This is a genomic window from Streptomyces sp. 3330 (assembly GCF_031456635.1).
Lineage (GTDB): Bacteria > Actinomycetota > Actinomycetes > Streptomycetales > Streptomycetaceae > Streptomyces.
The window spans coordinates 245,833-272,562 of sequence record NZ_JAVDVA010000009.1; the positions used below are offsets into that span (position 1 = coordinate 245,833).

At 72.2% G+C, this 26,730-nt stretch carries 25 protein-coding genes; 13 read left to right on the top strand and 12 right to left on the bottom strand.

Features of this window, described 5'->3' with window-relative positions; all coding sequences use genetic code 11:
* Window positions 1–28: 28 nt before the first annotated feature.
* The 5 genes from J2X68_RS17900 to mce all read right to left on the bottom strand — a co-directional run bounded on the left by J2X68_RS17900 (window position 29) and on the right by mce (window position 7,550).
* Entirely contained in the window at window positions 29–799 is a 771-nt protein-coding gene (locus J2X68_RS17900) for an ABC transporter permease (protein WP_310433587.1), read from the bottom strand.
* 2 nt (window positions 800–801) lie between these two features.
* Window positions 802–1,788 (bottom strand): ABC transporter ATP-binding protein, encoded by a 987-nt coding sequence (locus J2X68_RS17905; protein WP_310433539.1) that lies wholly within the window; start codon window positions 1,786–1,788, stop codon window positions 802–804.
* A gap of 85 nt (window positions 1,789–1,873) precedes the next feature.
* Window positions 1,874–2,812: a cellulose-binding protein gene (locus tag J2X68_RS17910; protein WP_079659495.1), complete on the bottom strand. Its 939-nt coding sequence runs from the start codon at window positions 2,810–2,812 to the stop codon at window positions 1,874–1,876.
* A gap of 183 nt (window positions 2,813–2,995) precedes the next feature.
* Complete coding sequence (scy, locus tag J2X68_RS17915; RefSeq protein ID WP_310433540.1) at window positions 2,996–6,877, bottom strand: polarized growth protein Scy; 3,882 nt, start codon at window positions 6,875–6,877, stop codon at window positions 2,996–2,998.
* Window positions 6,878–7,109: 232 nt separating this feature from the next.
* Window positions 7,110–7,550: a methylmalonyl-CoA epimerase gene (gene mce, locus J2X68_RS17920; RefSeq protein ID WP_310433541.1), complete on the bottom strand. Its 441-nt coding sequence runs from the start codon at window positions 7,548–7,550 to the stop codon at window positions 7,110–7,112.
* Window positions 7,551–7,702: 152 nt separating this feature from the next.
* Here mce and J2X68_RS17925 point away from each other — a divergent pair, with 152 nt between their 5' ends.
* The 3 genes from J2X68_RS17925 to J2X68_RS17935 all read left to right on the top strand — a co-directional run bounded on the left by J2X68_RS17925 (window position 7,703) and on the right by J2X68_RS17935 (window position 11,378).
* The gene (locus J2X68_RS17925) at window positions 7,703–8,914 is read left to right on the top strand and encodes an acetyl-CoA C-acetyltransferase (protein ID WP_310433542.1); all 1,212 of its coding nucleotides are present in this window, start codon (window positions 7,703–7,705) and stop codon (window positions 8,912–8,914) included.
* Window positions 8,915–8,970: 56 nt separating this feature from the next.
* A complete protein-coding gene (gene meaB / locus J2X68_RS17930) occupies window positions 8,971–9,927 on the top strand; it encodes a methylmalonyl Co-A mutase-associated GTPase MeaB (RefSeq protein ID WP_310433543.1) in 957 nt (318 codons plus the stop codon).
* 224 nt (window positions 9,928–10,151) lie between these two features.
* Window positions 10,152–11,378, top strand: coding sequence for an MFS transporter (locus J2X68_RS17935; RefSeq protein WP_310433544.1), 1,227 nt, complete (start codon window positions 10,152–10,154; stop codon window positions 11,376–11,378).
* A 28-nt stretch (window positions 11,379–11,406) separates the two neighbouring features.
* On the opposite strand, the gene J2X68_RS17940 is transcribed toward J2X68_RS17935, so the two are convergent.
* The gene (locus tag J2X68_RS17940; RefSeq protein WP_310433545.1) at window positions 11,407–12,099 is read right to left on the bottom strand and encodes a PepSY domain-containing protein; all 693 of its coding nucleotides are present in this window, start codon (window positions 12,097–12,099) and stop codon (window positions 11,407–11,409) included.
* A 131-nt stretch (window positions 12,100–12,230) separates the two neighbouring features.
* On the opposite strand from J2X68_RS17940, the gene J2X68_RS17945 reads away from it, so the two are divergent.
* Complete coding sequence (locus J2X68_RS17945; RefSeq protein ID WP_310433546.1) at window positions 12,231–12,923, top strand: response regulator transcription factor; 693 nt, start codon at window positions 12,231–12,233, stop codon at window positions 12,921–12,923.
* Entirely contained in the window at window positions 12,920–14,581 is a 1,662-nt protein-coding gene (locus tag J2X68_RS17950) for a HAMP domain-containing sensor histidine kinase (RefSeq protein WP_310433547.1), read from the top strand. The genes J2X68_RS17945 and J2X68_RS17950 overlap by 4 nt, the downstream gene beginning before the upstream one ends.
* 49 nt (window positions 14,582–14,630) lie before the next feature.
* Here J2X68_RS17950 and J2X68_RS17955 read toward each other — a convergent pair whose 3' ends face one another.
* From J2X68_RS17955 to J2X68_RS17970, 4 genes are all read right to left on the bottom strand, one after another.
* Window positions 14,631–15,107 (bottom strand): MarR family transcriptional regulator, encoded by a 477-nt coding sequence (locus J2X68_RS17955; protein ID WP_310433548.1) that lies wholly within the window; start codon window positions 15,105–15,107, stop codon window positions 14,631–14,633.
* Window positions 15,108–15,199: 92 nt separating this feature from the next.
* Window positions 15,200–16,006, bottom strand: a complete 807-nt coding sequence (locus J2X68_RS17960) for an AIM24 family protein (protein ID WP_310433588.1) — start codon at window positions 16,004–16,006, stop codon at window positions 15,200–15,202.
* Between the two features lie 2 nt (window positions 16,007–16,008).
* Entirely contained in the window at window positions 16,009–16,659 is a 651-nt protein-coding gene (locus J2X68_RS17965) for an AIM24 family protein (protein ID WP_054239883.1), read from the bottom strand.
* A gap of 1 nt (window position 16,660) precedes the next feature.
* The gene (locus tag J2X68_RS17970) at window positions 16,661–17,293 is read right to left on the bottom strand and encodes an AIM24 family protein (RefSeq protein ID WP_310433589.1); all 633 of its coding nucleotides are present in this window, start codon (window positions 17,291–17,293) and stop codon (window positions 16,661–16,663) included.
* A 171-nt stretch (window positions 17,294–17,464) separates the two neighbouring features.
* Between J2X68_RS17970 and J2X68_RS17975 the strand changes: the two genes are divergently transcribed.
* From J2X68_RS17975 to J2X68_RS17985, 3 genes are all read left to right on the top strand, one after another.
* The gene (locus J2X68_RS17975) at window positions 17,465–17,809 is read left to right on the top strand and encodes a DUF3817 domain-containing protein (RefSeq protein ID WP_310433549.1); all 345 of its coding nucleotides are present in this window, start codon (window positions 17,465–17,467) and stop codon (window positions 17,807–17,809) included.
* A complete protein-coding gene (locus J2X68_RS17980) occupies window positions 17,806–18,108 on the top strand; it encodes an MTH1187 family thiamine-binding protein (protein WP_310433550.1) in 303 nt (100 codons plus the stop codon). Before J2X68_RS17975 ends, J2X68_RS17980 begins: the two co-directional genes overlap by 4 nt.
* A 146-nt stretch (window positions 18,109–18,254) precedes the next feature.
* A complete protein-coding gene (locus J2X68_RS17985; RefSeq protein WP_310433551.1) occupies window positions 18,255–19,229 on the top strand; it encodes a matrixin family metalloprotease in 975 nt (324 codons plus the stop codon).
* Here the strand turns inward: J2X68_RS17985 and J2X68_RS17990 are convergent.
* The gene (locus J2X68_RS17990) at window positions 19,223–20,209 is read right to left on the bottom strand and encodes a DUF5937 family protein (RefSeq protein WP_310433552.1); all 987 of its coding nucleotides are present in this window, start codon (window positions 20,207–20,209) and stop codon (window positions 19,223–19,225) included. The genes J2X68_RS17985 and J2X68_RS17990 overlap by 7 nt on opposite strands.
* 73 nt (window positions 20,210–20,282) lie before the next feature.
* Here J2X68_RS17990 and J2X68_RS17995 point away from each other — a divergent pair, with 73 nt between their 5' ends.
* The 4 genes from J2X68_RS17995 (at window position 20,283) to J2X68_RS18010 (ending at window position 24,393) form a co-directional block, all read left to right on the top strand.
* The gene (locus J2X68_RS17995) at window positions 20,283–21,569 is read left to right on the top strand and encodes an MFS transporter (protein ID WP_310433553.1); all 1,287 of its coding nucleotides are present in this window, start codon (window positions 20,283–20,285) and stop codon (window positions 21,567–21,569) included.
* An 11-nt stretch (window positions 21,570–21,580) separates the two neighbouring features.
* Window positions 21,581–22,090 (top strand): MarR family transcriptional regulator, encoded by a 510-nt coding sequence (locus J2X68_RS18000; RefSeq protein ID WP_310433554.1) that lies wholly within the window; start codon window positions 21,581–21,583, stop codon window positions 22,088–22,090.
* Window positions 22,091–22,153: 63 nt separating this feature from the next.
* The gene (locus J2X68_RS18005; protein ID WP_267018378.1) at window positions 22,154–22,492 is read left to right on the top strand and encodes a DUF3817 domain-containing protein; all 339 of its coding nucleotides are present in this window, start codon (window positions 22,154–22,156) and stop codon (window positions 22,490–22,492) included.
* Between the two features lie 200 nt (window positions 22,493–22,692).
* Window positions 22,693–24,393 (top strand): methylmalonyl-CoA mutase family protein, encoded by a 1,701-nt coding sequence (locus tag J2X68_RS18010; protein ID WP_310433555.1) that lies wholly within the window; start codon window positions 22,693–22,695, stop codon window positions 24,391–24,393.
* A 61-nt stretch (window positions 24,394–24,454) separates the two neighbouring features.
* Here the strand turns inward: J2X68_RS18010 and J2X68_RS18015 are convergent, their stop codons facing one another.
* Window positions 24,455–25,105 (bottom strand): TetR/AcrR family transcriptional regulator, encoded by a 651-nt coding sequence (locus J2X68_RS18015; protein WP_310433556.1) that lies wholly within the window; start codon window positions 25,103–25,105, stop codon window positions 24,455–24,457.
* A gap of 238 nt (window positions 25,106–25,343) precedes the next feature.
* Between J2X68_RS18015 and J2X68_RS18020 the strand changes: the two genes are divergently transcribed.
* A complete protein-coding gene (locus tag J2X68_RS18020) occupies window positions 25,344–26,318 on the top strand; it encodes a tetratricopeptide repeat protein (RefSeq protein WP_310433557.1) in 975 nt (324 codons plus the stop codon).
* Window positions 26,319–26,730 lie beyond the last annotated feature (412 nt).

A 26,730-nucleotide genomic window follows, 5' to 3' on the forward strand; every position in this document is an offset into this window, starting at 1 on the left:
CGCTCAAATGAAAGCAAAGCCCAAAGCGTTACGCGTCGCGTTTCTTCAGCAGGAGGTAGCCGCCCGCGAGCGCGGCGGCCGCCCACAGCGCCATGATGGCGAACCCGCCCCAGGGCCCGTACGGGGTGTCGTCGTCGACCGGCGTGACCACCTGCATGATCTTGCTGCCCGCCTGGTCGGGCAGATACCGGCCGATCTTCTTCGTCGCCGAGACGTTGCCCAGGATGTTGGAGATCAGGAAGAAGAACGGCATCAGGATGCCGAGCGACAGCATCGGCGAGCGCAGCATCGTGGCCACGCCCATCGAGAACACGGCGATGAGCGTCATGTACAGACCCCCGCCGATGACCGCCCGCAGGACCCCGGTGTCCCCGATCGACGCCTTGTGGGAGCCGAGCACGGCCTGCCCGAGGAAGAACGTGACGAAGCTGGTGGCCAGCCCGACGACCAGCGCGAGCCCGGTGGCCACCGCGATCTTGCTGAACAGGAAGGCGCCGCGCTGCGGCACGGCGGCCAGCGAGGTGCGGATCATGCCGGTGCTGTACTCGTTCGACACCACCAGGACCCCGAACACGATCATCGCGAGCTGGCCGAGGCTCATCCCGGCGAAGCTGATGAAGGTGGGGTCGAAGGAGAGCCGGTCGTCGCGGCTCATGTTGTCGAACTCGTTCCTCGACAGCGCCGAGATCAGCATGCCGAGGGCGATGGTGACCACCACGGCGAGGGAGAGCGTCCACACGGTGGACGCCACTGACCGGATCTTGGTCCATTCGGACCGGATGACCTGGGTCGCCGCCATCGTCAGCTCCTCGTCCAGTCGTCGCCCCACTGCGGTGCGGGCTCCCCGGCCCGTCCCGGCCGCCCGATCTGCGCGGGGGGTGCGTCCGTGTGCGCGTGGTACTCCACCGACTCCGCCGTCAGCTGCATGAACGCCTCCTCCAGGGAGGCCTGCTGGGGGCTCAGCTCGTGCAGCACGATCTGGTGCCGCGCGGCCAGCTCCCCGATGTGCTCGGACTTGGCGCCGTCGACCTCGAGCGCCCCGCTGCCGGACTCGACGGCCGGGATCCCGGCGCCGTGCAGCACGTCGAGCAGCCGCTCCCGCTGCGGGGTGCGGATACGGACGTACGAGCGCGAGTTCTGCGCGATGAAGTCGGCCATCGAGGTGTCGGCCAGCAGCCGGCCCTGCCCGATGACGACGAGGTGGTCGGCGGTCAGCGCCATCTCGCTCATGAGGTGGGAGGAGACGAACACGGTCCGCCCCTGCGCGGCCAGGGACTTCATCAGGTTGCGGATCCAGTGGATGCCCTCGGGGTCGAGCCCGTTGACCGGCTCGTCGAACATCAGGATCCGGGGGTCGCCGAGGAGCGCGCCCGCGATGCCCAGCCGCTGCCCCATCCCCAGCGAGAACCCCTTGGCCTTCTTCTTCGCCACCGAGGTGAGACCGACGGTGTCCAGCACCTCGTGCACCCGGCTCTTCGGGATGCCGTTGCTCTGCGCCAGGCACAGCAGATGGTTGAAGGCGCTGCGCCCGCCGTGCATGGCCTTGGCGTCCAGCAGGGCGCCGATGTACTTGAGGGGGTCCTTCTGCCGGTCGTAGTGCTGCCCGTCGATCCGGACGTCCCCGGCGGTCGGCCGGTCGAGGCCCAGCATCATCCGCATGGTGGTGGACTTGCCCGCGCCGTTGGGCCCGAGGAAGCCCGTGACGATGCCCGGTCTCACGGTGCAGGTCAGGTTGTTCACCGCGACCTTCTCGCCGTACCGCTTCGTCAGGCCCGCCAGCTCGATCATGCGGCCACGCTAAAGCGCGACAAAGCCCTCTGCCACCGGAGTGGCGGAGGGCTTCGCCGATGCTCGGTCGCCGTGCCGGTGGAGGTTACCGGGACTGCTGCGCCGGGACCCCGCGGGAGATCGGCTCGTCGTCCGTGGACGGCGTGCCGGCCGCGGCCACCGCGGCGCCGGTCAGCGTGGCGAGCATCTCGCGGACGTTCGTCAGCTGGGCGTTGATCGAGTCGCGGCGGTTGGTCAGGGCCGCCAGCTCGCGCTCGGACTCGGAACGGATGCGGTCCGCCTTGGCATTGGCGTCGGCCACGATGTCCTCGGCCTGGCGCTGCGCCGTCTCGACGGTCTGACGGGCCCGGCGCTCGGCGTCGGTGCGCAGCTTCTCGGCCTCGAGGCGCAGCTGCTCCGCGCGGTGCTCGATCTCCGCGAGACGCTTCTCCGCCTTCTGCTGACGGGACGCCAGGTCGCGCTCCGACTGCTCGCGGCGCTTGGCGAGGTTGGTCTCGAAGTCGGCGGCGGCCTGGGCGGCCTTCGCGCGGGTCTCCTCGAAGAGGGCGTCCGCCTCCTCACGCTTCGACTGCGCGTCCTTCTGCGCCTCGGAACGCAGCTGCGACGCGTCGCTCTTGGCCTTCTCGACGATCCGGACGCCCTCGTCCTCGGCCTTGGCCTTGCGCTCCGCGGCGAACGACTCCGCGTCGTTGCGCACCTGCTGGGCCGCCGACTCGGCGAGCTCACGGTGCTGCTCGGCGGCGCGCCGGGCCTCCTCGCGCAGATCCTTGGCCTCTTCCTCGGCGAGGCGGAGGATCTTCTCGACACGCGCGCCGAGACCGGCGTACGACGGCTCCGCGTCGCTTACCTGGGCCTGGGCGTTCTGCGTCTCGAGGTGGAGCTCCTCGATGCGCTTTTCCAGAGCAGTGATACGGGCCAGAGCGCTGTCACGGTCGGAGACGAGCTTCGAGATGCGTTCGTCCACCTGAGCGCGGTCGTACCCACGCCGCACAAGCTCGAAGCCGTAGGGGGAAGTGTCGCTCATGGGGTTCCTGTCGAATGAGACCGGTGAGGTGATAGGGGGAATCCTAGGGGCCTGAACGGTGTGTCATCGAGCGTATACGTGTTTGATCTGGAGAATGACACCCCTTTTGGGTGGCTGAGCGGCAGACCGCTTGCCAAAGGTCCGGTCAAAGGCCACAGACTTTAACGCAATTCACACATTCCGCTAGCCGTCCGACGCCTTCCCACCCGATCGTGGAGCCCCGATGGTGGCGCCCGCCTTGACGACCCCGTCCTTGCCGCCGGCCGGGACCTCGAAGGACTCCAGCGCCTCCAGCACGTCCTGGACCCGGGAGATCTCGGCGTTGATGTCCTCACGCCGACGCACCAGGACCTCCAGCTCGCGTTTGCCCTCCTCGACCGTGCGCCGCGCCTCGCGGATCGCCTCGGCCTTGAGCTCCTCGGCCTCGCGCACGAGCGTCGCCTTCTTCTGCTCGGCCTCCTTGAGCAGCCCCTCCGCCTTCTTCACGGCGGCGATGCGGACCTTGCCCGCCTCGGAGTTGGCGTCCGACACCAGCTCCTTCGCCTTGGCCTGCGCCTTGGCGAGCTGCTCCTCGGACGCCTTGATGAGCGCGTCGCAGCGGTCGCCGGTCGACTTCATCGTCTCGGCGGCCTCACGGCGGGCCCGCTCGTGCAGTCCCTCGATCTCGCTCGTGATGCGGTCGCGCAGCTCCTCGGCCCGCTCCCTTATGGCGGTCGCGTCCCGGCGGGCGCCGACCAGCAGTTCGTCGGCGTCCGTACGGGCCTTCTCCACCCGGGAGTTGCCCTCGACGGTCGCCTCGGACACCAGTCGCTCGGCCTCGTTGCGGGCCGCGCCGACCATCGAGTCGGCCTGCGCCTCCGCGTCCGCCGTGACCTGCTGCGCCTGCTGCTGCGCCTCCGTGAGGAGCTTGTCCGCCTCGGCCGCGGTCTCCGTGATGAGGGTGTCGACCTGCTCGGCCGCCTCGGAGCGCCGCTTGTTGGCCTCCTTGCGGGCCTCGTCCAGCGTCGAGTCCGCCTCCTCGCGGGCGACGCTCATCAGACGGTCGGCCTCCGCGGCCGCCTCCGTCCTGACGCGCTCCGACTCGGTGCGGATCCGCTCCGCGTGCTGCTGCGCGGAACCCACCGTCTCGGCGGCCTCGGCGCGCAGCCGCTCCGCGTCCCCGGCGGCGTCCGAGATCAGCTTCTCCGCCTTGGCGACCGACTCGGCCCGCAGCCGGTCGGTCTCCGCGATCGTCTCGGACTGCAGACGCTCGGCCTCGGCGATGGTCTCCGTCTGGAGCCGCTCCGCCTCGTTGCGCGCCTCGGTGATGAGGGTGTCGGCCTGCGTGGCCGCGTCCGAGCGGATGCGGTTGGCGTCGTCCCGGGCCTCGGCGCGGGTGCGCGAGGCGTCCTGGTCGGCCTGGGCGATGGTGTCCGAGGCCTCGGTACGGACCCGCTGGGCGTGCGCGGACGCCTCGGAGCGCAGCCGCTCCGCCTCCGCGATCGCCTCGCCGACGGTCTGCTCGGCCAGGGCCTGCGCGGCCTCCGACGCCTCGCTCGCCTCGCGCCGGACCCGGTTCGCGTCCTCGGCCGCCCGCTCCTGGACCGCGTAGGCGTCGGAGCGGACCCGGTCCGCCTCCTCCTCGGCCTCGCGCCGGGTGCGCTCCGCCGCGTGCTCGGCGGCCGAACGCAGCCCGTTGATCTCGTCCTGCGCCTGCTCGTGCAGCCCGGCGACGGACTCGCGCACCTGCTGCGCGTGCTGCTCGGCCGCCGACACCATCTCGTTGGCCCGCCGGTCGGCCTCCTCGACCAGCCGGACGGCCTCGGTCTGCGCCTCCTCCACGCGCTTGCGCGCCGAGGCCAGCAGTTCCTCGCTCTGCCGACGGGCCTGCTCGCGCTCCTGGTCCGCCTCCTGGCGGGCGGAGCCGAGCAGTTCCTCGGCCTCGCGGCGGCGCCGCAGCGCCTCCTCCTGGGCGGCGGCCAGCGTCTCGGACGCCTCGGTGGCCAGCCGCTCGGCGGCGGCCTGCGCCTCCGCGCGCACCCGGTCGGCGGTGTCCTGCGCCTCCGACTTCAGCCGCTCCGCCTCGGCGGCGGCCTCGGAACGCAGCCGTACGGCGACGGCCTCGCCCTCGGCGCGCGAGGCGGACGCGTCGGCGGCGGCCTCGTCGCGCAGCCGGTCCGCCTCGGCGGCGGCCTGCTGCTGGAGGGTGCGGATCCGCTCCGCGGCCTCCGAGCGCAGCCGGTCGGTCTCCTCGCCGGCCTCGCGGCGGATCCGCGCGGCCTCCTCACGGGCGTCGGCCAGCGCCTGTTCGGCGGAGGCGAGCCGGGCCTCCGCCTCGGTGTGCAGCCGGGTCAGCTCCTCGGCGGCCTCGGCCTGCCGTGCCTCGACGCCGCGTTCGGTCTCCTCGCGCAGCTCCTGCGCGGCCTGCTCGGCGTTCGAGGTGATGGTCTCGGCCAGCTCCACCGCCTCGTCGCGCTGGCGCTCGGCCTCCGCGCGGGTGCGCTCCAGGGTCTCCTCGGCCTGCCGGCGCAGCGTGGTGGCGCGCTCGATGGCCTCGGTGCGCACCTTCTCGCTGTCCGAGGTGGCCTTCTGGCGCAGCTCGTCCGCGTCGGCCTTCGCCTTGGACAGCAGCTCCTCGGCGGTCCTGGCCGCCTCCTCGATCTGCTGGACGGCCTCCTTGCGGGCCTCCGCGCGGATCTTCTCGCCCTCGGCGACCGCGTCGGCGCGCAGCTGCTCGGCCTCGCCGCGCAGCCGACGGGCCTCCTCCTGGAGCTCGACCGTCTTGGCGCGGTACTCCTTGGTGTCGTCCTTCGCCGAACCCTTGAGCTGCTCGGCGATGTCGTGCGCCTCGGCCCGCAGCCGGTCCGCCTCGGTCTCCGCCTCGCGGCGGATCCGCTCGGCCTCCTCGGCGGCCGCCTTGGTGGTGTTCTGCGCGTCCTGCTGCGCCTTGTTCAGGACGTCCTCGGCGGTCTTCGCCGCCTTCGACAGCTGGGTCGCGCTCTCCTCGGCGGTGAGCGTGCGGGCCTTCTCGGAGGCCTCCGCGACGATCTTCTCGGCCTCGGCGCGGGCGTCGGCCAGCGCCTGTTCGGCGTCCGCCTTGGTGGTCTCGGCCTCCTTGGTGGCCTCGCTGACCAGCCGGGCGACCTGCTCCTTGGCCGTACGGGTGCGCTGCTCTTTCGCCGACTCCGCGCCGGAGAGCGTCTTCTCGGCGGCGGCCTTCGCCTCCGCGAGCACCTTGTCGGCCTCGGCCTGCGCCTTGCGCAGCGCCTCCTCGGCCTCGGACATGCGCTGCTCGGCCGCGCGGCTGAGCTCACCGGCCTGCCGGCGGGCCGCGTCGGACTCCGTGGCGGTGGAGGTGCGCAGCTGCTCGGCGTGGTCGCTGGCCTCCTGGGCCTGGCTGGAGGCGGCGTTCAGCAGTCGCTCGGCGTCCGTGCGGGCCCGCAGCAGCAGCTGCTCGGCCTCCGCGCGGGTCGCCTCGGCGTCGGCCTGGAGCCGCTGGCGGGCCTCCGCGGCCACCCGTTCGGCCTCGGCCCGGGCGGCCGCGAGCGCCTGCTCGGCCTCGGCCCGTGACTCGTCGAGCAGCCGGCGCGCCTGAGCCTCGGTGCGGGCCCGCAACTGCTCGGCCCACGCCACGTTCTCGTTGACGTGCGACTCGACGTTCTGCCGGCGCTCGGCCAGCTCCTGGTCGAGCTGCTGACGGCGGGCCACCGCCTCCTGGTGCAGCTCCGCCTGGAGCCGGGCCGCCTGTTCGGCGTGCTCCTGGAGGATCCGCTGCGTCTGCGCCCGGGCCTGACTCAGCTCCCGTTCGGCGTCCTGCCGCAACTGGTCGGCCTGCATCTGCGCGTTCCGCAGCATCTGCTCGGCCTGGTACCCGATGTCGCCGCCGTCGAAGGCGGGCCGGGACATGATGGTGCGACGCGCCTCGTGCAACTTGGCGCGCAGCACCTCGACCTGGTAGCCGAGGTCCTCGGCATGCTGGATCGCCTTTTCCCGCTCGGTCTTCAGCCGCTTCATCTCGGCTTCGAACCGAGTCAGGTGGTCGACGTCAGCCGCCGGCTCCCGCTCCTGGCTCTCGTAGCCCCGCACTGCGCGGTCCCATCCGTCCCTGGTCGCAAGCTTCCCGAACGAGCTCCGTCCATCCGCCGGACGGGGCTCCCGGGGAATGGTGTCAGATCAACGACGGAGCATGGGCTGCTGCCCCGACGCTCGTCCCCCGAAACCCGGACCCCGGCTGCGTCCCGCCGCCGTACGGCAGGACCGGGTCGCCCCGGTGTGAGCGGCGACCGCCCCCAACCCTACCGGCCCATATGTACGAGGGTCAGTGCTCAGGTGACTCAACGGCCGCCGAAGTGACCAGTTCTGTCAGTACTCCGTGGCAATCCTTTGGATGCAGGAAGGTGATTCGTGACCCCATGGAGCCGCGTCGCGGCTCTTCGTACAGAACGCGTACGCCCTTGTCCCTGATGTCCGCGGAGTCCGCGTCGACATCCGCCGTACCGAAAGCGATGTGGTGGACGCCCTCCCCGTTCTTGTCGAGCCACTTGGCGACGGTCGAATCCGGTCGTGTCGGCTCCAGGAGCTGCAGGTACGAGGCCCCGCCGTCGGACGTATCGTTGATCTTGAGCATGGCCTCGCGCACGCCCTGCTCCTCGTTGACCTCGGAGTGGAACACCTCGAAGCCATAAGTGGAACGGTAGAACTCGACGGTCGCGTCGAGGTCGTGGCAGGCGATCCCGATGTGGTCGATTCGCGTCAGCATGGTGTTAGTGGAGCGCGGCCGTGATGGTTACGCAACGTGCGCGCGATCACACTGACGGCCCGATGACGGCACGGAGTGCCACTCAGTACATTCGAAGTAAACCCTCGTTCACTCCTCGGCCCGTGCAAGGCCGGTAAGGGGAATCGCAGCTCATGACTGACTCGACTGGTACCAACGGCACGACCTCGGTGATCGTCGCGGGCGCGCGGACGCCCATGGGACGACTGCTGGGCTCCCTGAAGTCCTTCTCCGGAGCCGACCTCGGCGGCTTCGCCATCAAGGCCGCCCTCGACCGTGCGGGGATCGGTGGCGACCAGGTGCAGTACGTGATCATGGGGCAGGTGCTCCAGGCCGGGGCCGGGCAGATCCCGGCCCGGCAGGCCGCGGTCAAGGCCGGCATCCCGATGAACGTCCCGGCGCTCACCATCAACAAGGTGTGCCTCTCGGGCCTCGACGCGATCGCGCTCGCCGACCAGCTGATCCGCGCGGGTGAGTTCGACATCGTGGTGGCCGGCGGCCAGGAGTCCATGACCAACGCCCCCCACCTGCTGCCGAAGTCCCGCGAGGGCTTCAAGTACGGCGCGATCGAGATGCTCGACGCGATGGCGTACGACGGTCTGACCGACGCCTTCGAGAACATCGCCATGGGCGAGTCCACGGAGAAGCACAACGCGCGGCTCGGCATCGCGCGCCCCGAGCAGGACGAGATCGCCGCGTTGAGCCATCAGAGGGCCGCCGCCGCGCAGAAGAACGGCATCTTCGAGGCCGAGATCACCCCGGTCGAGATCCCGCAGCGCAAGGGCGAGCCGGTCCTCTTCAGCAAGGACGAGGGCATCCGCGCCGACACCACCGCGGAGTCCCTGGGCAAGCTCCGCCCCGCGTTCACCAAGGACGGCACGATCACCGCGGGCACCTCCTCGCAGATCTCCGACGGCGCGGCCGCGGTGGTCGTGATGAGCAAGGCCAAGGCCGAGCAGCTGGGCCTCTCGTGGATCGCCGAGATCGGCGCCCACGGCAACGTGGCCGGGCCGGACAACTCGCTCCAGTCCCAGCCCTCCAACGCCATCCTGCACGCCCTGAAGAAGGACGGCCTGGAGGTCTCCGACCTCGACCTGGTCGAGATCAACGAGGCCTTCGCCGCCGTGGCGGTGCAGTCAATGAAGGACCTCGGCGTGTCCACGGAAAAGGTGAACGTGAACGGCGGGGCGATCGCCCTGGGCCACCCGATCGGCATGTCGGGCGCCCGTCTCGTGCTGCACCTGGCGCTGGAGCTCAAGCGGCGGGGCGGCGGGGTCGGCGCGGCCGCGCTGTGCGGCGGCGGCGGCCAGGGTGACGCGCTGATCGTGCGGGTACCCAAGGCCTGAGCACCGGCGTACGCCGCGTGCACGTCTCACCCTGAACGGATCTGAACGGAGCTGTGATGCAGGACGTCTCCTCGCTGGTCGCCCAGGCCAGGGAAGGCCGGCCACGGGCCGTGGCCCGGCTGATCTCCCTGGTGGAGGGGGCGTCCCCGCAGCTCAGGGAGGTCATGGAGGCGCTGGCCCCGCTCACGGGCAACGCGTATGTGGTGGGCCTGACCGGTTCACCGGGCGTGGGCAAGTCCACGTCGACGTCCGCGCTGGTCACCGCCTATCGCAAGCAGGGCAGACGCGTCGGGGTGCTGGCCGTCGACCCGTCCTCGCCGTTCTCCGGCGGCGCCCTGCTCGGCGACCGCGTCCGGATGTCGGAGCACGCCTCCGACCCCGGCGTCTACATCCGCTCGATGGCCACCCGCGGCCACCTGGGCGGCCTCGCCTGGTCGGCCCCGCAGGCGATCCGGGTCCTGGACGCGGCCGGCTGCGACGTGATCCTGGTCGAGACGGTCGGCGTCGGCCAGTCGGAGGTCGAGATCGCCTCCCAGGCGGACACCAGTGTCGTCCTGCTGGCCCCCGGCATGGGCGACGGCATCCAGGCCGCCAAGGCCGGGATCCTGGAGATCGGCGACGTCTACGTCGTCAACAAGGCCGACCGGGACGGCGCCGACGCCACCGCCCGCGAGCTCAACCACATGCTCGGCCTGGGGGAGGCCCGCGGCCCCGGGGACTGGCGCCCGCCGATCGTGAAGACGGTCGCCGCCCGCGCCGAGGGCGTCGACGAGGTCGTCGAAGCACTGGAGAAGCACCGCGCGTGGATGGAGGAGCACGGCGTCCTCGCCGAGCGCCGCCGCTCCCGCGCCGCCCGCGAGGTCGAGACGATCGCCGTCACCGCCCTGCGCGAACGCATCGGTGACCTGCACGGCGACCGCCGGCTGAGCGCCCTCGCCGAGCGCATCGTCGCCGGTGAACTGGACCCCTACCGGGCGGCGGACGAACTGGTGGCGGGGCTGACCCAGGGCTGACGCGCGGCCCGCCTCCCGGGGCGGGCCGACGAGCCGACGAGCCGATGCGCCGTCCGTGGAAGAAAGGCGTCGCCGGCGTCCGGGCCGTGCTGATACCGTCCCGTCCATGTTCCTTCTCCTGGCGTAGGGCCCGCCTCGGCCCGTGACCGGTGAGCGGCCTGCGGCCGCCCCGCTCGCGGCGATCAGGCGTCCCCTTTCTCCTGCCATGAGTCGAGGAACTCCTCATGTCCGCTTCACCTGCCGTGCGGCCTTCGTATGCCGTCGTCCTGCGCGTTCCGCATGCCCGCCGTACCTTCGCCGCCGCCCTGACCGGGCGGCTGTCGTACGGGATCGTCCCGCTGTCCCTGATGCTCGCCGTGACCCGCTCCTCGGGCTCGTACGCGGTGGCGGGCACCGTGATGGCCCTGTTCGGCGCCACCACCGTCTTCCTCTCGCCCGCCCGGGCGGCCCTCATCGACCGGCACGGGCCGTGCCGGGCTCTCGTCCCGATGACCGCCGCCCATCTCGTGGTGCTCGTCCTGCTCACCCTGGCCCTGGCCCGCCCGGCCGGCGCCCCGGCTCCGGTGCTGGGCGCCCTGGCCGCCGCCGCGGGCGCCTGTGTGCCGCCGCTGGGGCCGACCATGCGGGCGGTGTGGGGCAGGCTCACCCCGGACCGCGCCCTGCTGCAGCGGGCGTACAGCCTCGACGGGGTCGCCGAGGAACTCCTCTTCGTCACCGGGCCGTTGCTGGTCGGCGCGCTCGTCGGCTTCGCACCGCCGGTCGCGGGGATCGTCGTCGGCGCGGCCCTGATGGCCGGGGGCACGGCCGGTTTCCTGACGTCGCCGGCCGTGCGGGCGGTGGGGCCGGGCAAGGCCACCGTGCGCCGGGGCGGCGGCGGTCTGCGCGGGCTCGGGCGGCCGGTGGCCGCCGTCGCGGGCGTGGGACTCGCGCTGGGCGTGGTCGATCTGCTGGTCGTGGCGTTCGCCGAGCGCCACGGGCACGGGGCCGGCGGGTCGGCCGCCGCCTGGGTGCTGGCCGCGCTGTCGGCCGGCAGCGCCGTCGGCGGGCTGCTCAACGGTGCCGTCACCTGGCGGGCTTCCCACGGCGCGCGGCTGCCGCTGCTCACGGCGGGGCTCGGGCTGACGCTGTGCGGGGCGGGCCTCGCGCCCGGACTCGGCACGCTGGCCCTCGCCGTCGCGGCCGCCGGGTTCTTCGTCTCGCCGGCGCTCACCACGGCGTACCTCGTCGCCGACGAGATCGCGGCGCCGCAGGCCCGGGTGCGGGCCGGGGCGTGGGTCAACACGGCCGTCAACGCGGGCAGCACCGCCGGGACGGCGGTCGCCGGAGCGCTGGCCGGACGGCTGCCGGTGACGGTGTGCTTCGCGCTGACCGGGGCGGTGGTGCTGATGACGGCGGCGGCCGTGGCCCGCGGCGCCCGGAGGGGCACGAGCGAACTCGTGCCCCTCGCCTGACGGACCGTCCGACCGCCCGGACGCCTGGTCAGTCGTCGAGCTCCTGGGTGACCTTGCCCGTGCGCACGTCGACCTGCCACTCGCCGGCCTTGGCGGTGTCCACGCTCCAGACCGTGGCGCGGTCGTCGTCGTCCAGATCGACGTCGGTCACCGCGCCCTTGGCGGCGACGGCCAGCGCGGCCTCGCGGGCGTCGACGTCCGCGCCCTTCAGCGCGGCGAGGTCCGCCCCGGCGTCGTCGGCGTCGTCGGTGCCCTCGTCGGAGTCGTCGGAGTCCTTGGCCTCGGCGTCCTCGGCGTCCTCGGCGTCCTCGGCGTCCTCGGCGTCCTCGGCGTCCTCGGCGTCCTCGGCGTCCGCGGCGTCGTCGGTGTCGCGGTGGGCGCCGACGACCTTGCCGGTGTCGGGGGAGACGGCGACCGTCCGCTCGACGCCGTCGGCCCCGACCACGTCCACGTGCCAGGTGCCCGCGTCGGCGCCGTCGTCCTCCCGGTCGGCGCCGACGGCGGTGCCCGGCGTGTGCCGCAGCGCGGCCGCGATGACCTCGGCGGCGGTGGCCTTCGAGGAGCTAGCCGTGCTCCCCTCGGCCGGGTCGGCGGCCGCCTGCCCGGCCGCCCGCACCTCCGCCGCGCCGGTCCGCGCCCCGTCGTCCGCGAAGGCGACCGCCGTGCCCGCGCCGATGACGACGGACGTGGCGACGGCGGCGATGACGAGCTTGCGCTTCATGGGGTTTCCTCCCGGTCGGTGTGCTCTCTGCCTGCTTCGGCTTCGACGGGGACCAAGCTGCCTGAACGGACCTGAAGGCACGCTGAAGCAGCCTGAAGATCACTTCAGGTTCGGTTTGGCACCCTGGTGCCATGCGGCTGTTGATCGTGGAGGACGAGAAGCGACTGGCCCGGTCGCTCGCCGGCGGGCTGACCGCCGAGGGCTACACCGTGGACGTCGTCCACGACGGGCTCGAAGGGCTGCACCGCGCGAGCGGGTCGCCGTACGACCTGATCGTCCTCGACGTCATGCTGCCCGGCATGAACGGCTACCGGGTCTGCTCCACCCTGCGGGCCGCGGGCAACGACGTCCCGATCCTCATGCTGACCGCCAAGGACGGCGAGTACGACGAGGCGGAGGGCCTGGACACGGGCGCGGACGACTACCTCACCAAGCCGTTCTCGTACGTCGTCCTGGTCGCCCGGGTCAAGGCGCTGCTGCGCCGGGGCGGGCGGGGCGCCGGGGCTCCGGCCGTGCACGTCCTGGGCGATCTGCGGGTGGACACGGCCGCCCGGCGGGTGTTCCTGCGCAACGGCGGCGGGGAGGCCGAAGCCGCGCTGACCACCAAGGAGTTCGCCGTCCTGGAACAGCTGGTCGTGCGGGCCGGCGAGGTGGTGTCCAAGACCGAGATCCTCGACCACGTCTGGGACTTCGCCTACGACGGCGATCCCAACATCGTCGAGGTGTACGTCAGCGCGCTGCGCCGCAAGCTGGGCGCGGAGCTCATCCGGACGGTGCGCGGCGCCGGTTACCGGCTGGAGCAGCGGCCGGAGACGGCGCGATGAACCGCCGGTTCGGGTCCGTGCGGGCCCGGGCGACGCTCGGCGCCACGTGCGTGGTCGCGGTGGCGCTCCTCGCCGCGGGGACGGCCGTGCTGCTGTCGCTGCGTTCCAGCCTCACCGGCCAGGCCGACGGACAGGCGGAGCGCTCCGCGCGGACCGTCGCCGCCCAACTGGCCCTCGGCACGCCGTACGACAGGCTCTCCTCGCTGGACGACGACGAACGGGTGGTGCAGGTCGTCGACGCGCACGGCGCGCAGGTCGCCGCCACCGAGGACCTGGAGCGGATCAGCGGCGCCGGCACGCGCGTGGCGTCGTCGGGGGAGGACGAGGACACCGGGGACGATCCCTCGGAGGAGCCGGGCGAGGATCCGGTCGAGCCGGCGGGCGGGGACGCGGGAGAGAAGGCGAGCGGGGCGCCGGGAGAGGACGCCGGGGACGGCGCCGGGGAGGCCGCCGGGGGCGGTGGCCTCGACGACGACCCCGGCGAGGACCCGCTCGCACCCGGCGAGGTCGGCGACGAGACCCGCTCCGGTGACGGCTCCGCGACCGTCGACGGCGACACGGCCGACTACCGCTTCGCCGCCGTGGACGTGCGGGACCCGAAGAAGGGCCTGCTCACCGTCTACGCGGGTGCGTCCCTGGCCGCCGAGCGGAGCGCCGTGCGCACCGCGCTCACCGTCCTGCTGATCGGCTTCCCCCTGCTGCTCGCCGTGGTCGCGGGAGTGACCTGGCTCGTCACCCGGCGGGCGCTGCGCCCGGTCGAGGACATCCGGCGGGAGCTGGCCGCGATCACCGCCGCCGCGGAACTGACCCGCCGGGTGCCCGAGCCGGACACCCACGACGAGGTCGCCCGGCTCGCCCGCACGACGAACGAGACGCTGACCGCGCTGGAGACGTCCGTGGAACGCCGGCGCCGGTTCGTCGCCGACGCCTCGCACGAGCTGCGCAGCCCCATCGCCTCGCTGCGCACCCAGCTCGAGGTGGGTCTCGCGCACCCCGGGCTGCTGGACGTGGCGGGCGCGGTCGAGGACACCGTGCGGCTCCAGCGGCTGGCCGCCGACCTGCTGCTGCTGGCCCGGCTGGACGCGGGGGAGGGGCCGGTGGCCGGCGCGCGGGTCGACCTGGCGGCCCTGGCCCGCGAGGAGGCGGCCGGACGACCGGACGTGGAGGTGGAGATGGAGGCGGACGTGACCGTGGCCGTGGAGGCGGACGCCGGCAGGTCGGCTTCCGGCAGGTCGGTCTCCGGCGAGCCTGTTTCTCCGGAGTCGCTGTCGGAGTCAGCGGCCCCGGAGTGCGCGGCCTCGGAGCGGTCGCCCCTGGAGGTGGCCGGATCGCGGGGGCAGCTGGGACGGGTGCTGGCCAACCTGCTCGACAACGCGCACCGGCACGCCCGTTCGGCGGTCACCGTGACCGTGCGCAGGGCGGACGGGCAGGCCGTCGTCGAGGTCGCCGACGACGGGGACGGCGTGCCCGAGGCGGACCGGGAGCGTATCTTCGAGCGGTTCGTACGGCTCGACGACGCCCGCGGCCGTGACGACGGCGGGGCGGGCCTCGGGCTGGCGATCGCCCGCGACGTGGCCGTCCGGCACGGTGGCACGCTCACGGTCCGTGAGACGCCGACAGGCGGAGCCCTGTTCGAGCTCCGCCTGCCGACCGCCTAGACCGACCGCCCGGCCCGATCGCCTGGACCGATCGGCCGGCGGGAGTCCCTCACGGGCGTCCCCGCTGCCCGCGGAGGTGCTCCGCTACGGGCTTCAGGGCCTTGGACAGCTCCGCCGTGGCCTCGGGGGAGAGCAGGTCGACGAAGTGCCGCCGCACGGACTCCACATGGTGGGGAGCGACCTTCTGCATCGTCTCGAGGCCGTGCTCCGTCAGGACCGCGTACAGGCCGCGGCGGTCGGACTCGCAGTTCTCCCGGCGCACCAGGTTCGCGCTCTCCATACGGGTGATCTGGTGCGAGAGACGGCTCTTGGACTGGAGGGTGGCGGACGCGAGGTCGCTCATCCGCATCCGGACGCCCTCCGACTCGGAGAGATTCACCAGGATCTCGTAGTCGTTCATGGTCAGACCGAACGGTTGGAGATCCTTTTCGAGCTGGTACGTCAACAGCCTGTTGACCTCCAGGTGGGTGCGCCAGGCGCACTGCTCCGCATCGGTCAGCCAGCGCGTGGCCGTTTCGGTCTCCATAATTGAAGTCTACCTAAAATGTTGAAAGGCGAACTAGTGAGGGCGGTGTGACGGTGCGCACGCGTTCGATGTCACACTCCGCAGACTACCGCTCACAGCCCGAAGCGACGCTGGAGGTCTCCCAGCTGTCCGGGAAGGCGCGGTGCGCCGGTTTGCGCGCCGTGGCCGCCGTGCCCACCTGGCACGCCACCCCCGCCGGGCACTCCCGGCTCGTGCGGAACCGCCCCCGTCGCCTGCTCCGCCATGAGCAGTTCGGTCGACTGGAGCAGCACCGTGCCGGCCCCTACGAACTCGAACTGGTGCTCCTCCCCGGAGGCCCCTCCGAGGCCTGTCATCGCACGTAGACCGCCCATCAGGCCGGTCATGTACCCGTGGTCGTAGTGATGGCACGGAGAGGGGCAGTCGGCCCACCCGACGAGTGCCTGCGGGTCGACCCGGATCGGCGGTTCCATGAACACCACCGGACCGTTAGATGCGGCGACGAACTTGCCGGTTCCGATCAGCGTGAGAAATCCCGGCACGATCGACTGCTTGAGCGACAGAGTTGGCTGAAAAGCGAGGAGATTGCCCGAGCGAATGGTCAGGTTGCCGTCGTCCAAGTCGTACGAATTCACGTCGAAGGCCCGGTCGGCGAGGAGCATCTTGCCCGAGCCCTCCGCCACGACCCAGTCGCTGGCGTGCAGAGGCGAATGGAACGAAGTGCGCACCAGACGGTCCAGACGGCCGTGTCCGATGCCGTTGAAGTCGATCGACCCGTAGTAGGCGATCATCTTGCCCTTCTGGAGGAACCACTGGCTCCCCTTGAGCTCCACGCAGAAGGTGTAGCTGTTCACGTTGTCGTCGACCGGCAAGGTCATCGGGTCGTGCACCGTCGGGCCGCCGCCCGGAGCCCCGTACATGCTCACAGCTTCTCCTCCGACGCCTGGACGAACACCGCACCGCTGCCGCTCAGCTCCAGCTGGAACGCCTCGCCGGAGCCGCGGCCCACCATGTCCCGCCAGCCCAGTGCCGTCGACAGCTTGTTGCGGACGTCGCCGTGGTGGGCGACGTAGGCCTGGGGGTCGACATGGACCGGGCGCTGCGGGGTGATCGGCACCTCGAAGACTCCGCCGTGCGCCATCACGGCGACGGCGCCGTGGCCCTTCAGGGTGGTGGTGAACAGGCCCTGCCCGCTGACCTGGCCCCGGACCATGCCCATGACCCCGCCCTGGGAGCCCAGGAACATCGTGCCCTGCTGGAGGGTGCCCTCGAAGGCGAGCAGGCGGTCGGCCTCGACGTACAGCGTGTCGCCGGTGAGCCGGATGACCTGGACGTGGTGGCCACCGTGCCCGAAGAGCACGGTGCCGCTGCCCTCGACGGTCATCAGGGGGGTGTCCTCGTTGGCGAGCCGCCGCCCGATCATCGACATGACCCCGCCCTGTCCGCCCTGGACGTTGGGCGTGAAGGCCACCTCGCCGCGGTAGGCGAGCATGGCGCCGCGCTGGCTGAAGAGCCGCTGGCCGGGGACGACGGTCGCCTCGACCATCTTGGAGTTGATCTCGCGGAAGGTCATGTCACACATCCCCCGCGATCGTGTTGCGCTCGCTCGGCTGGACGTACACCAGGCCGTCCCCTTCGAACCGGATCTGGAAGGCCTCGCCGCCGCCCTCGCCCATGAACGTGCGGAAGGTCACGCCGGACTGGAAGGTCTGCCGGACGTTCCCCTGGTGCGCGACGTAGGCGCCGGGGTCGACGGTCAGCGGGTACTGCGGGCTGACGCGCAGCACCACGGCCGGCCCGTCCGAGGTGATGGCCGCCTGGCCGGTCCCCTCGACGGTCGTCGTGAACAGTCCGTTGCCCTGGGTCGCGCCGCGCAGGCCGGTGAAACTCGTCCCGGTCCTGAGTCCGCCGTCGGCCGCGAGCAGATTGCTCGACTCGACGAACAGCTTGTCCCCCTGGAGCCGGACGAGATTGATCTCGGAGGCACGATCGGCCAGCCAGCAGGTGCCCTGCCCCCTCACCTCCATCATGGTCATCTGCTCGCCGGTGAGCCGCCGGGTGACCATCCCCCGGATGCCCTCACCGCCGCCGCTGAGCTTCTTGAACGCCATCTGCCCGTCGTACGCGACCATGGAGCCGTTCTTCGCCTTCACGGCGTCCCCGGTCATGTCGACGGCGAGCACTTTGCTGCCTTGAAGTCGAAACATCGCCACGCTGCGAAAGGTATCGGCCGGACGGGTGGGTCGAACAGCACCCGGGGGTGGACATCGACCCTGAACGCACCCCTAGGTGGACCGTTTGCCACAATGGGCGAACGCTTGTGCGTGCATTCACAAACCGACCTGTTCGTCGCCCGTACCTCCCCCCGAAGGTGACCCGTGGACCTGAAGACAGCCTCCGCCCTCCGCCGCCTGCGCCTGGTCTCCGCCCCGGAGGCCGTTTCGTTCCTCCTGCTGCTGGTCTGCTCGGTGCTGAAGCGGACCACGGACTTCAACGCGGTGCCCGTGATGGGCATGGTCCACGGCGTGCTGTTCGTCCTGTACGTGCTGTTCTGGGCGGACGCCTGGAACCGCGCGAAGTGGTCCCTGGGGACCGCGGCCCTCTACTTCGTCCTGTCGGTCCTGCCGACCGGCGGCTTCTTCGCCGAGCGCAGGCTGCGCCGCGAGGCCGAGGACGCGGTCATCGCCTCCCGCGCCCGCCGGGAAGCGGTGGCGAAGGCATGATCGTCGCGTTCTCGGTCACTCCGCTGGGCGTCGGCGAGGACGTCGGCGACTACGTCGCCGACGCCGTCCGGGTCGTCCGCGCGTCCGGCCTCCCGAACCGCACCGACGCCATGTTCACCTCCGTCGAGGGCGAGTGGGACGAGGTCATGGACGTCGTCAGGCGCGCCGTGGCCGCCGTCGAGGCGCGGGCCCCGCGGGTCTCCCTGGTCCTGAAGGCGGACATCCGCCCCGGCGTGACGGACGGACTGACGTCCAAGGTGGAGACGGTGGAACGGCATCTGGGGGAGCGCCCGGCGTAGCGGGAGGGACCGCGAGGGAACGCCTGTCCGAGTAGTCGCTCGAACGGGTGATGTCGGATGGGGTTTTCAGCCGGTGCCGCCTGGCTAATGTCTCCCGAGGCCGATCAAGTTCCGCGCGGTGGCGTGGCATTGAAGGGGAGTGTGCGGTGGCAGGGCGGCGTGGACCGGGACCGGTCGGCAGGGCGGTCGCGGCGCTCCTGGTGGCGGCGTCTCTGGCGGTGGTCCGTGCGGGGGAAGCGCCTCGGCCGTCCGGGTGCGCTCTCGCCCGCGGCGAGCTGACCGTGGACGACCTGCCCGCCGGCGCGTCCGTGCTCGACTGCCTCGCGGTCGGCCGGGTGGTCACCCACGACGGCGCCGGGGTGGCGGTGCCCGAGCCCGGCACGACGGTCAGCGTCGACGCGCTCACGGCGGACGGCTCGGCGCACGGGTTCACCCTGACGGTCGCCGCCGACGGAACGGTCTCCTACGCCTACGAGGCGGCCCACGCGCCGGCCGCCGCCCGGGCCCGCGCCGACGCCCCCGCCCCCTGTGCCGACGGCGCCTACTCCACCGCGGGCCGCAAGGAGTACGGCACGTACGAATGGTTCATCGGCGACGGACCCCTGCCGGGCCGGCTGTCCCACGCCGAGGGCCGGCGGGCCTTCGAGAACGCCATCGCCACCATCACCACGAGCCGCAACGACTGCGGCTACGACGACGACGTGACGGCGAAAGCCAGGTTCCTGTCGGTCACCGGCAACGAGGCCGGCATCGACCGGGCCGCCCGCTGCACCCGCCGGGACGGGCTGAGCGTGTGGGACGCGGGAGACATCGGCGGCGAGGCCGTCGCGACGACCTGCTCCTGGAGCCGGCCGGTGCCCGACGGCCCCGAGGAACTGCTCGAGGCCGACGTCCGCTTCAACACCCATGACTTCCCGTTCACCGACCGCCCGACCGGCGGCTGCACGCACGCCTACGACATCCGCAGCGTCGCCACGCACGAGGCCGGGCACGTCTTCGGCCTCGGCCACTCCGGCGCGGGGCACGAGAACCTCACCATGTACGCGAGCTCCTTCGCCTGCTCCACGGACGCCCGCACGCTCGGCAAGGGCGACGTCCTCGGCCTGCGCAGCCTCTACTGAGGTCCGCCCGACACCAGCGCCATCCCCAGCGGCGTCCGCTCGTACAGCACCTGGTGGCCGTAGCGCCGCGACACCAGCAGCCCGGAGTCGCGCAGCACCGTCAGATGCGCGGAGACCGAGGACGGGGCGAGGCCGAGCCGGTGGGCGAGGGCGGAGGTGGTCGCCGGATCGCCGAGCGCGCCGAGCACGGCGGCCCGGCCCCGGCCCAGCAGCCGGACGAGCGCCTCGGGTGAGCGGGCGGCGCCGTCGTTCCACAGGCCGCCGATGCCCCGCGCCGGGTAGACCAGCGTCGGCTGCCACGGAGGGTCGAAGCCGCTCACGACGTCCGGCCACGAGAACACGCTCGGCATCAGCACCAGCCCCGCCCCGCCCAGGTGCCGCTCGTGCTCGCCGTTCGAGGCGACGGTCAGGGTCCCGGCCCGCCAGCCGCACCGCCGGTTGATCTCCGGCATCAGCCCGCCCAGGCCCACCTCGGCCAGCCGTCGGGAGTGGAAGGCGACATCGGCCTCCAGCAGGGCCCGCAGCCGGGGCCAGTCCGGCGCGAGGAGGGTGTGCCAGATCTCCTCCAGCACCCCGCTCAGCTCCCGGATCATGCGGTCCGGATCCGCCAGCCAGGCCCGCGCCCGGGGCGAGTCCAGCGCGCCGGGGGTGTCCGCCAGCGAGCGGGCGGTGTCCGCGAGGGCGGCCTCCGGGTCGGCGGCCCGGACCGCCGCGAGTTCCTCCTCGAACCCGGCGGCGGGCCCGACCGGCGGCGGGCACAGCCAGTCGGGGGAGTGACCCCGGCGCGGCATCAGCAGCCACAGCCCGGTCAGGTCGAGGGACTCGGCGGCCGTGCGGATCCGGCGCAGCCAGGGTGCGTGGTAGCCGTGCCGGTCGGGCCGCTTGAGGGTGCGCGCGACCTCCTGCGTCTCCCACAGCGGCGACACGGCGAAGCGGCAGCGCAGGAAGTCGTCCTCCCCGAAATGCAGGTACGACGGCACGACCTCACCTCTCGAACATTCGGCGGTGACCGAAACACTAGGGCCGGACCCCTCCTTCGAGCACGCTGCCGTCATGTCAGACGTCACCACGCCCCCGGCACCCGCGCCCCCGGGGGCGCCCGCGACCGGAACGCCGGCCGCCGGCGGCTACCTCCGCGTCTTCGCCGTGCGGGAGTTCCGCGCCGTCTTCGCCGCCCACCTGCTGTCCATGCTCGGCGTGATCGTCGCCGAGATCGCGCTGTCCGTCCTCGTCTACGACCTCACCGGCTCGGCGCTGATGAGCGCCCTGGCCTGGGCCCTCGGCTTCCTGCCCTATGTCGTCGGCGGCACCCTGCTCGCCGGGGTCGCCGACCGCTTCCCGGCCCGGCGCGTGCTCGTGGGCTGTGACCTGGTGTGCGCGGTGTGCGTGCTGCCGATGACGGCGCCGGGCGCCCCCCTCGCCGTGCTGCTCGCGCTGCGCTGCTGCCTCGCCGTCGTCTCGCCGGTCTTCGCGGGCACCCGGACGGCCACCCTCGCGGACATCCTCGGCGAGGGCGACCTCTTCGTCCTCGGCCGGTCCCTGCTGCGCATCACGGCGCAGAGCGCGCTGCTCGCCGGCTTCGGCCTCGGCGGGCTGCTGCTCACCGTCGCCTCCCCGCGCCAGGCCCTGCTCGTCACCGCCGGCACCTTCCTGGCCTCCGCCACGCTGCTGCGGTTCGGCACCCGCCGCCGCCCCGCCCGGGCCGGGACCGGCGGCGCGCTGGTCACGGACTCCCTCAAGGGCGCCCGGCAGATCCTCGCCGACCGGCGGATACGGGCGCTGCTGCTGCTCTTCTGGGTGCCGCCGACCTTCACGGTCGCCCCGGAGGCGCTGTCCGCGCCCTACGCCGACGACCTCGGCGTCGGCCCCACCGGCCTCGGCCTGCTGATGTGCGCGCTGCCGGTCGGCGCGATCGCCGGCGAGCTGTACGCGGGCTCCCGGCTGCGCCCGGTCACCCGCGAGCGCGTCGCGCTGCCGCTCGTCTGTGTGACCCTGCTGCCCTACCTCGGCTACGCCCTCCACCCCGGTCTCGCCGTCTCGCTGCTCCTGCTGGTGGTCTCGGGCGCCGGGTCGGCGTACACCCTCGGCCTCGACCAGTGGATCGTCCGGGACGTGCCGCCGGAGCTGCGCGGACGGGCCATGACGCTGCTCACCGCCGGGCTCATGACGTTCCAGGGCGTGGGCATGGCGCTCGCCGGGGTGGCAGCGGAGCTGGTGGGCGTGGCGGCCGCCGTCACGGGGGCCGGTGTGCTGGGGACGGTCTGCTGCGTGCTGTCGGCCCTGGAGGTCCGGCGGACCGAAGGCCGAGACGGGGCTGACCACGATATGACCGGCCGGTAAGGTCTGGAGGCGTGCCGAAACCGCCCAGTCTCCCCTTCGATCCGATCGCGCGCGCCGACGAGCTCTGGAAGCAGCGCTGGGGCAACACCCCGTCCATGGCCGCGATCACCTCGATCATGCGCGCGCACCAGATCCTGCTCGCCGAGGTGGACGCCGTGGTCAAGCCGTACGGCCTGACGTTCGCGCGCTTCGAGGCGCTGGTGCTGCTCACCTTCTCCAAGGAGGGCGAGCTGACCATGTCGAAGATCGGCGAGCGGCTCCAGGTGCACCCCACCTCGGTGACGAACACCGTCGACCGGCTGGTGAAGTCGGGTCTGGTCGCCCGGCGCCCCAATCCCAACGACGGCCGCGGCACCCTCGCCGTCATCACCGACAAGGGCCGGGAGGTCGTCGAGGAGGCCACCCGCGACCTGATGGCGATGGACTTCGGTCTCGGGGTGTACGACGCGGAGGAGTGCGGGGAGATCTTCGCGATGCTCCGGCCGCTGCGGGTCGCCGCGCACGACTTCGACGAGGAGTGACCCGGATCCGGGAGACATGACCCGGGGCAAGATCTCCCGGAACGGGTCGTTACGCTCGTCGGCATGAAGAAGAGCGTGCTGACCCGCTACCGCGTCCTGGCCTATGTCACCGGTGTGCTGCTGGTCCTGCTGTGCCTGGGCATGATCGCCAAGTACGGCCTGGACGTCGACGGGGCCGCGGACTTCACCCGCGTCGTCGCCATCGCGCACGGCTGGCTCTACGTCCTCTACCTGGTCTTCGCCTTCGACCTGGGCTCCAAGGCGAAGTGGCCGGTGGGCAAGCAGCTGTGGGTGCTGCTCGCCGGGACCGTTCCGACGGCCGCCTTCTTCGTGGAGCGCAGGATCAGCCGTGAGCTGGAGGGCCGGGTCGCGGGCGAGGCTCCCGTGGCCGCCAAGGCCTAGATCGGTAGCCGGTCCCCGGGCTGGGTCCGGGGCCGGTCCCCGGCCCGGATGCGCCGCCGTCCCCGGCCCGGATCCGACGCCGGTCCGACCGCCGTGACCCGTCGCACCCGCGCGTGCGCGGCGGTCGGACACGCACCGTCACCTGGATGCCCTGCCTGCAGCCATCGACATTTACTTGGACGTCCTAGTAAATTTGAACCATGGACGCTGACGCCATCGAGGAGGGCCGCCGTCGCTGGCAGGCCCGGTACGACGCTTCGCGCAAGCGTGAGGCCGACTTCACCACGCTCTCCGGGGACCCCGTGGAGCCCGCGTACGGGCCCCGGCCCGGTGACGCCTACGAAGGCTTCGAGCGGATCGGCTGGCCCGGGGAGTACCCCTTCACGCGCGGTCTGTACCCGACCGGCTACCGGGGGCGCACCTGGACCATCCGGCAGTTCGCCGGGTTCGGCAACGCCGAGCAGACCAACGAGCGCTACAAGATGATCCTCGCCAACGGCGGCGGGGGTCTGTCCGTCGCCTTCGACATGCCCACGCTGATGGGGCGCGACTCCGACGACCGGCACTCGCTGGGCGAGGTCGGGCACTGCGGGGTCGCCATCGACTCGGCCGCCGACATGGAGGTCCTGTTCAAGGACATCCCGCTGGGCGACGTCACGACCTCCATGACGATCAGCGGACCGGCCGTCCCCGTCTTCTGCATGTACCTCGTCGCCGCCGAACGGCAGGGCGTCGACCCGGGCGTCCTCAACGGCACGCTCCAGACGGACATCTTCAAGGAGTACATCGCCCAGAAGGAGTGGCTCTTCCAGCCCGAGCCGCACCTGCGCCTCATCGGCGACCTGATGGAGTACTGCGCGGCGGGCATCCCCGCCTACAAGCCGCTGTCCGTGTCCGGCTACCACATCCGTGAGGCCGGCGCCACGGCCGCGCAGGAGCTGGCCTACACGCTGGCGGACGGCTTCGGGTACGTGGAACTGGGGCTCAGCCGCGGTCTCGACGTGGACGTGTTCGCGCCCGGGCTGTCCTTCTTCTTCGACGCCCACGTCGACTTCTTCGAGGAGATCGCCAAGTTCCGCGCGGCGCGCAGGATCTGGGCGCGCTGGATGCGGGACGTCTACGGGGCCGAGTCCGACAAGGCGCAGTGGCTGCGGTTCCACACCCAGACCGCCGGGGTCTCGCTGACGGCCCAGCAGCCCTACAACAACGTCGTGCGGACGGCCGTCGAGGCCCTCGCGGCGGTGCTCGGCGGGACCAACTCGCTGCACACCAACGCCCTGGACGAGACCCTCGCGCTGCCGAGCGAGCAGGCGGCGGAGATCGCGCTGCGCACCCAGCAGGTGCTGATGGAGGAGACCGGCGTCGCCAACGTCGCCGACCCGCTGGGCGGTTCCTGGTACGTCGAGCAGCTGACGGACCGGATCGAGGCCGACGCCGAGAAGATCTTCGAGCAGATCAGGGAGCGGGGGCTGCGGGCCCACCCCGACGGGCGGCACCCGATCGGGCCGATCACCTCCGGCATCCTGCGCGGGATCGAGGACGGCTGGTTCACCGGGGAGATCGCGGAGTCGGCGTTCCGGTACCAGCAGGCCGTGGAGAAGGGCGAGAAGCGGGTCGTCGGCGTCAACGCGCACCACGGGTCGGTGACCGGGGACCTGGAGATCCTGCGGGTCAGTCACGAGGTGGAGCGGGAGCAGGTGCGCACGCTGGTCGCGCGCAAGGCCGCCCGTGACGAGAACGCCGTGCGGAGCGCGCTCGCCGCCCTGCTGGACGCCGCCCGTGACGGCTCCAACATGATCGCGCCGATGCTGGACGCCGTGCGCGCCGAGGCGACGCTGGGCGAGATCTGCGACGTGCTCCGCGAGGAGTGGGGGGTGTACACCGAGCCCGCCGGCTTCTAGGCGGTCTCGGCGGGAGCAGCAGGAGCGGGAGCAGGGCGGGGGCGAACGGTGGCCCCCGCCCTCAGCCGTGTTCGCCGGGAGGGTCCCCGGACGGGTCCGTGGACGCGGTCAGGCCGAGGAGCAGGACCCGGGTGAAGCTGCGCACCCACTCCTCGTCCGCGGGTTCCGCGCTGACCAGGGTGCGATGGACCACCGCACCCGCCACGACGTCGAAGATGAGGTCGACCGTGCGGGCGGCCTCGGCGGGGTCGGTCTGCGGGGGGAGTTCACCGCGTGCCTGGGCGCGGGCGCGGCCCTCCAGGACCAGATCCTTCTGCGGGTCGACGATGGAGGCGCGGATGCGCTCGCGCAGGGCGTCGTCGCGGGTGGACTCGGCTACGGCCGCCATGAGGCCGCTCTTGGCCTCAGGGCGGGCCAGGATCGCCGCGAACTGCAGCACCACACCCTCGATGTCGGCGGCGAGGCTGCCCCGGTCGGGGAGTTCGAGTTCACCGAAGAGTTCCGCGACCGCGTCGACGACCAGTTCGTTCTTGCCGGCCCAGCGGCGGTAGAGCGTCGTCTTGGCGACCCCGGCGCGCGTCGCCACGTCCCCCAGCGTCAGCTTGGACCAGCCCAGCTCGACCAGCGCCTCCCGGGTCGCGGCCAGGATCGCCGTGTCCGCCGCGGCGCTGCGCGGACGGCCCGTGCGACAGGCGGGGGTGCGGATCTGCATGCCCAGACCATAACCGGCGGTTTGTCATGGGCTTCCGTGAGGGAGATCACCGAGGCGTGGTGTTGCGGAGGCACCCCGTGCCATTACGCTACGACTCGTAGCGAAAGCTCGCGCTGGACGTGCGCGGGCCTTCGGCCGGCTGGGTGCGGGGTGGGGACCCCGGTGCTCATGTTCGGGATGTTCGGGACGTATTCGGAACGCTTTTCACGCAGGCGCGCGGACGGGGGAGGATAGACGCATGCAGCCACGGAACATGTCCATGAGCGGAGTCGTCGACCTCGCCGCGGTGAAGGCGGCCCAGGAGGCCAAGGCGAAGGCGGAGCAGACGCGCGCCGAAACGGCACGCCAGGGCGGCGCGGGGGCCGTCTCCCCGGCCGATCTCGTCATCGACGTCGATGAGGCGGGCTTCGAGCGCGAAGTCCTCCAGCGGTCCGCCGAGGTGCCCGTCGTCATCGACTTCTGGGCCGAGTGGTGCCAGCCCTGCAAGCAGCTGAGCCCCGTCCTCGAGCGGCTCGCCGTCGAGTACAACGGCCGCTTCCTGCTCGCCAAGATCGACGTCGACGCCAACCAGATGCTGATGCAGCAGTTCGGGGTGCAGGGCATCCCGGCCGTCTTCGCGGTCGTCGCCGGGCAGGCGCTGCCGCTCTTCCAGGGGGCCGCCGGCGAGGCGCAGATCCGCCAGACCCTCGACCAGCTGGTGCAGGTCGCCGAGGAGCGGTTCGGGCTCACCGGCCTGACCGTCGACGCCGACGCCGAGCCGGGCGCCGCGGAGGCGGCCGCGGCCGAGCCCGTCGGGCCGCACGACGCGCTGCTCGAAGCCGCCGTGCGGGCGCTGGACGCCGGGGACTTCGGCGGCGCCGTACAGGCCTACCGCAACGTGCTCGCCGACGATCCGGGCAACAGCGAGGCCAAGCTCGGGCTCGCGCAGGCCGAGTTGCTCCAGCGGGTGGGCGGCATGGACCCGCAGCAGGTCCGCAAGGACGCCGCCGACCAGCCCGAGAACGCCGAGGCGCAGATCGCCGCGGCCGACCTGGATCTGGTGGGCGGTCATGTCGAGGACGCGTTCGGGCGCCTCATCGACACTGTGCGCCGCACGGCCGGTGACGACCGGGACGCGGTACGGCTGCGGCTGCTCGAACTGTTCGAGGTGGTGGGCCCGGACGACCCCCGCGTCGCGGCGGCCCGGCGAGCGCTGGCGCGCGCCCTGTTCTGATCCGGCGAGAGCCGGGTGCTGACCAGTCACTAAACGTCAGAGCCCGTGGTGTCGGAGTGAAAGTTCCGTCGATGTGGTTCCCCAGCGGCCGCGCTTTACCAAATCTTGGTAATCGCGGCCGCTGTTACTGCCAGTAAGACTCGGGTGTTGTTCTGTCGGATTCCGTCCATCGATCAACAGCTTTGTCCCGGGCGTGGATGACACCCTGTGTTGCCGGTCGAGACCTATGGGTCGTTGTTCGGTTATCCGGCCGTTACTAGCGAGTAACGAACCCCCTTGTGCGGGCGGCGAGAATGCACCACGATCGGCCACGCTCGGTCCAATCCCGTACCCCGACAGCCGGTTGGGTCAACGGGTTTTCATGGGTCCCCACCGAGCAGAGCCGACGGCAGAGGAGTCGGCTCTCGGACAG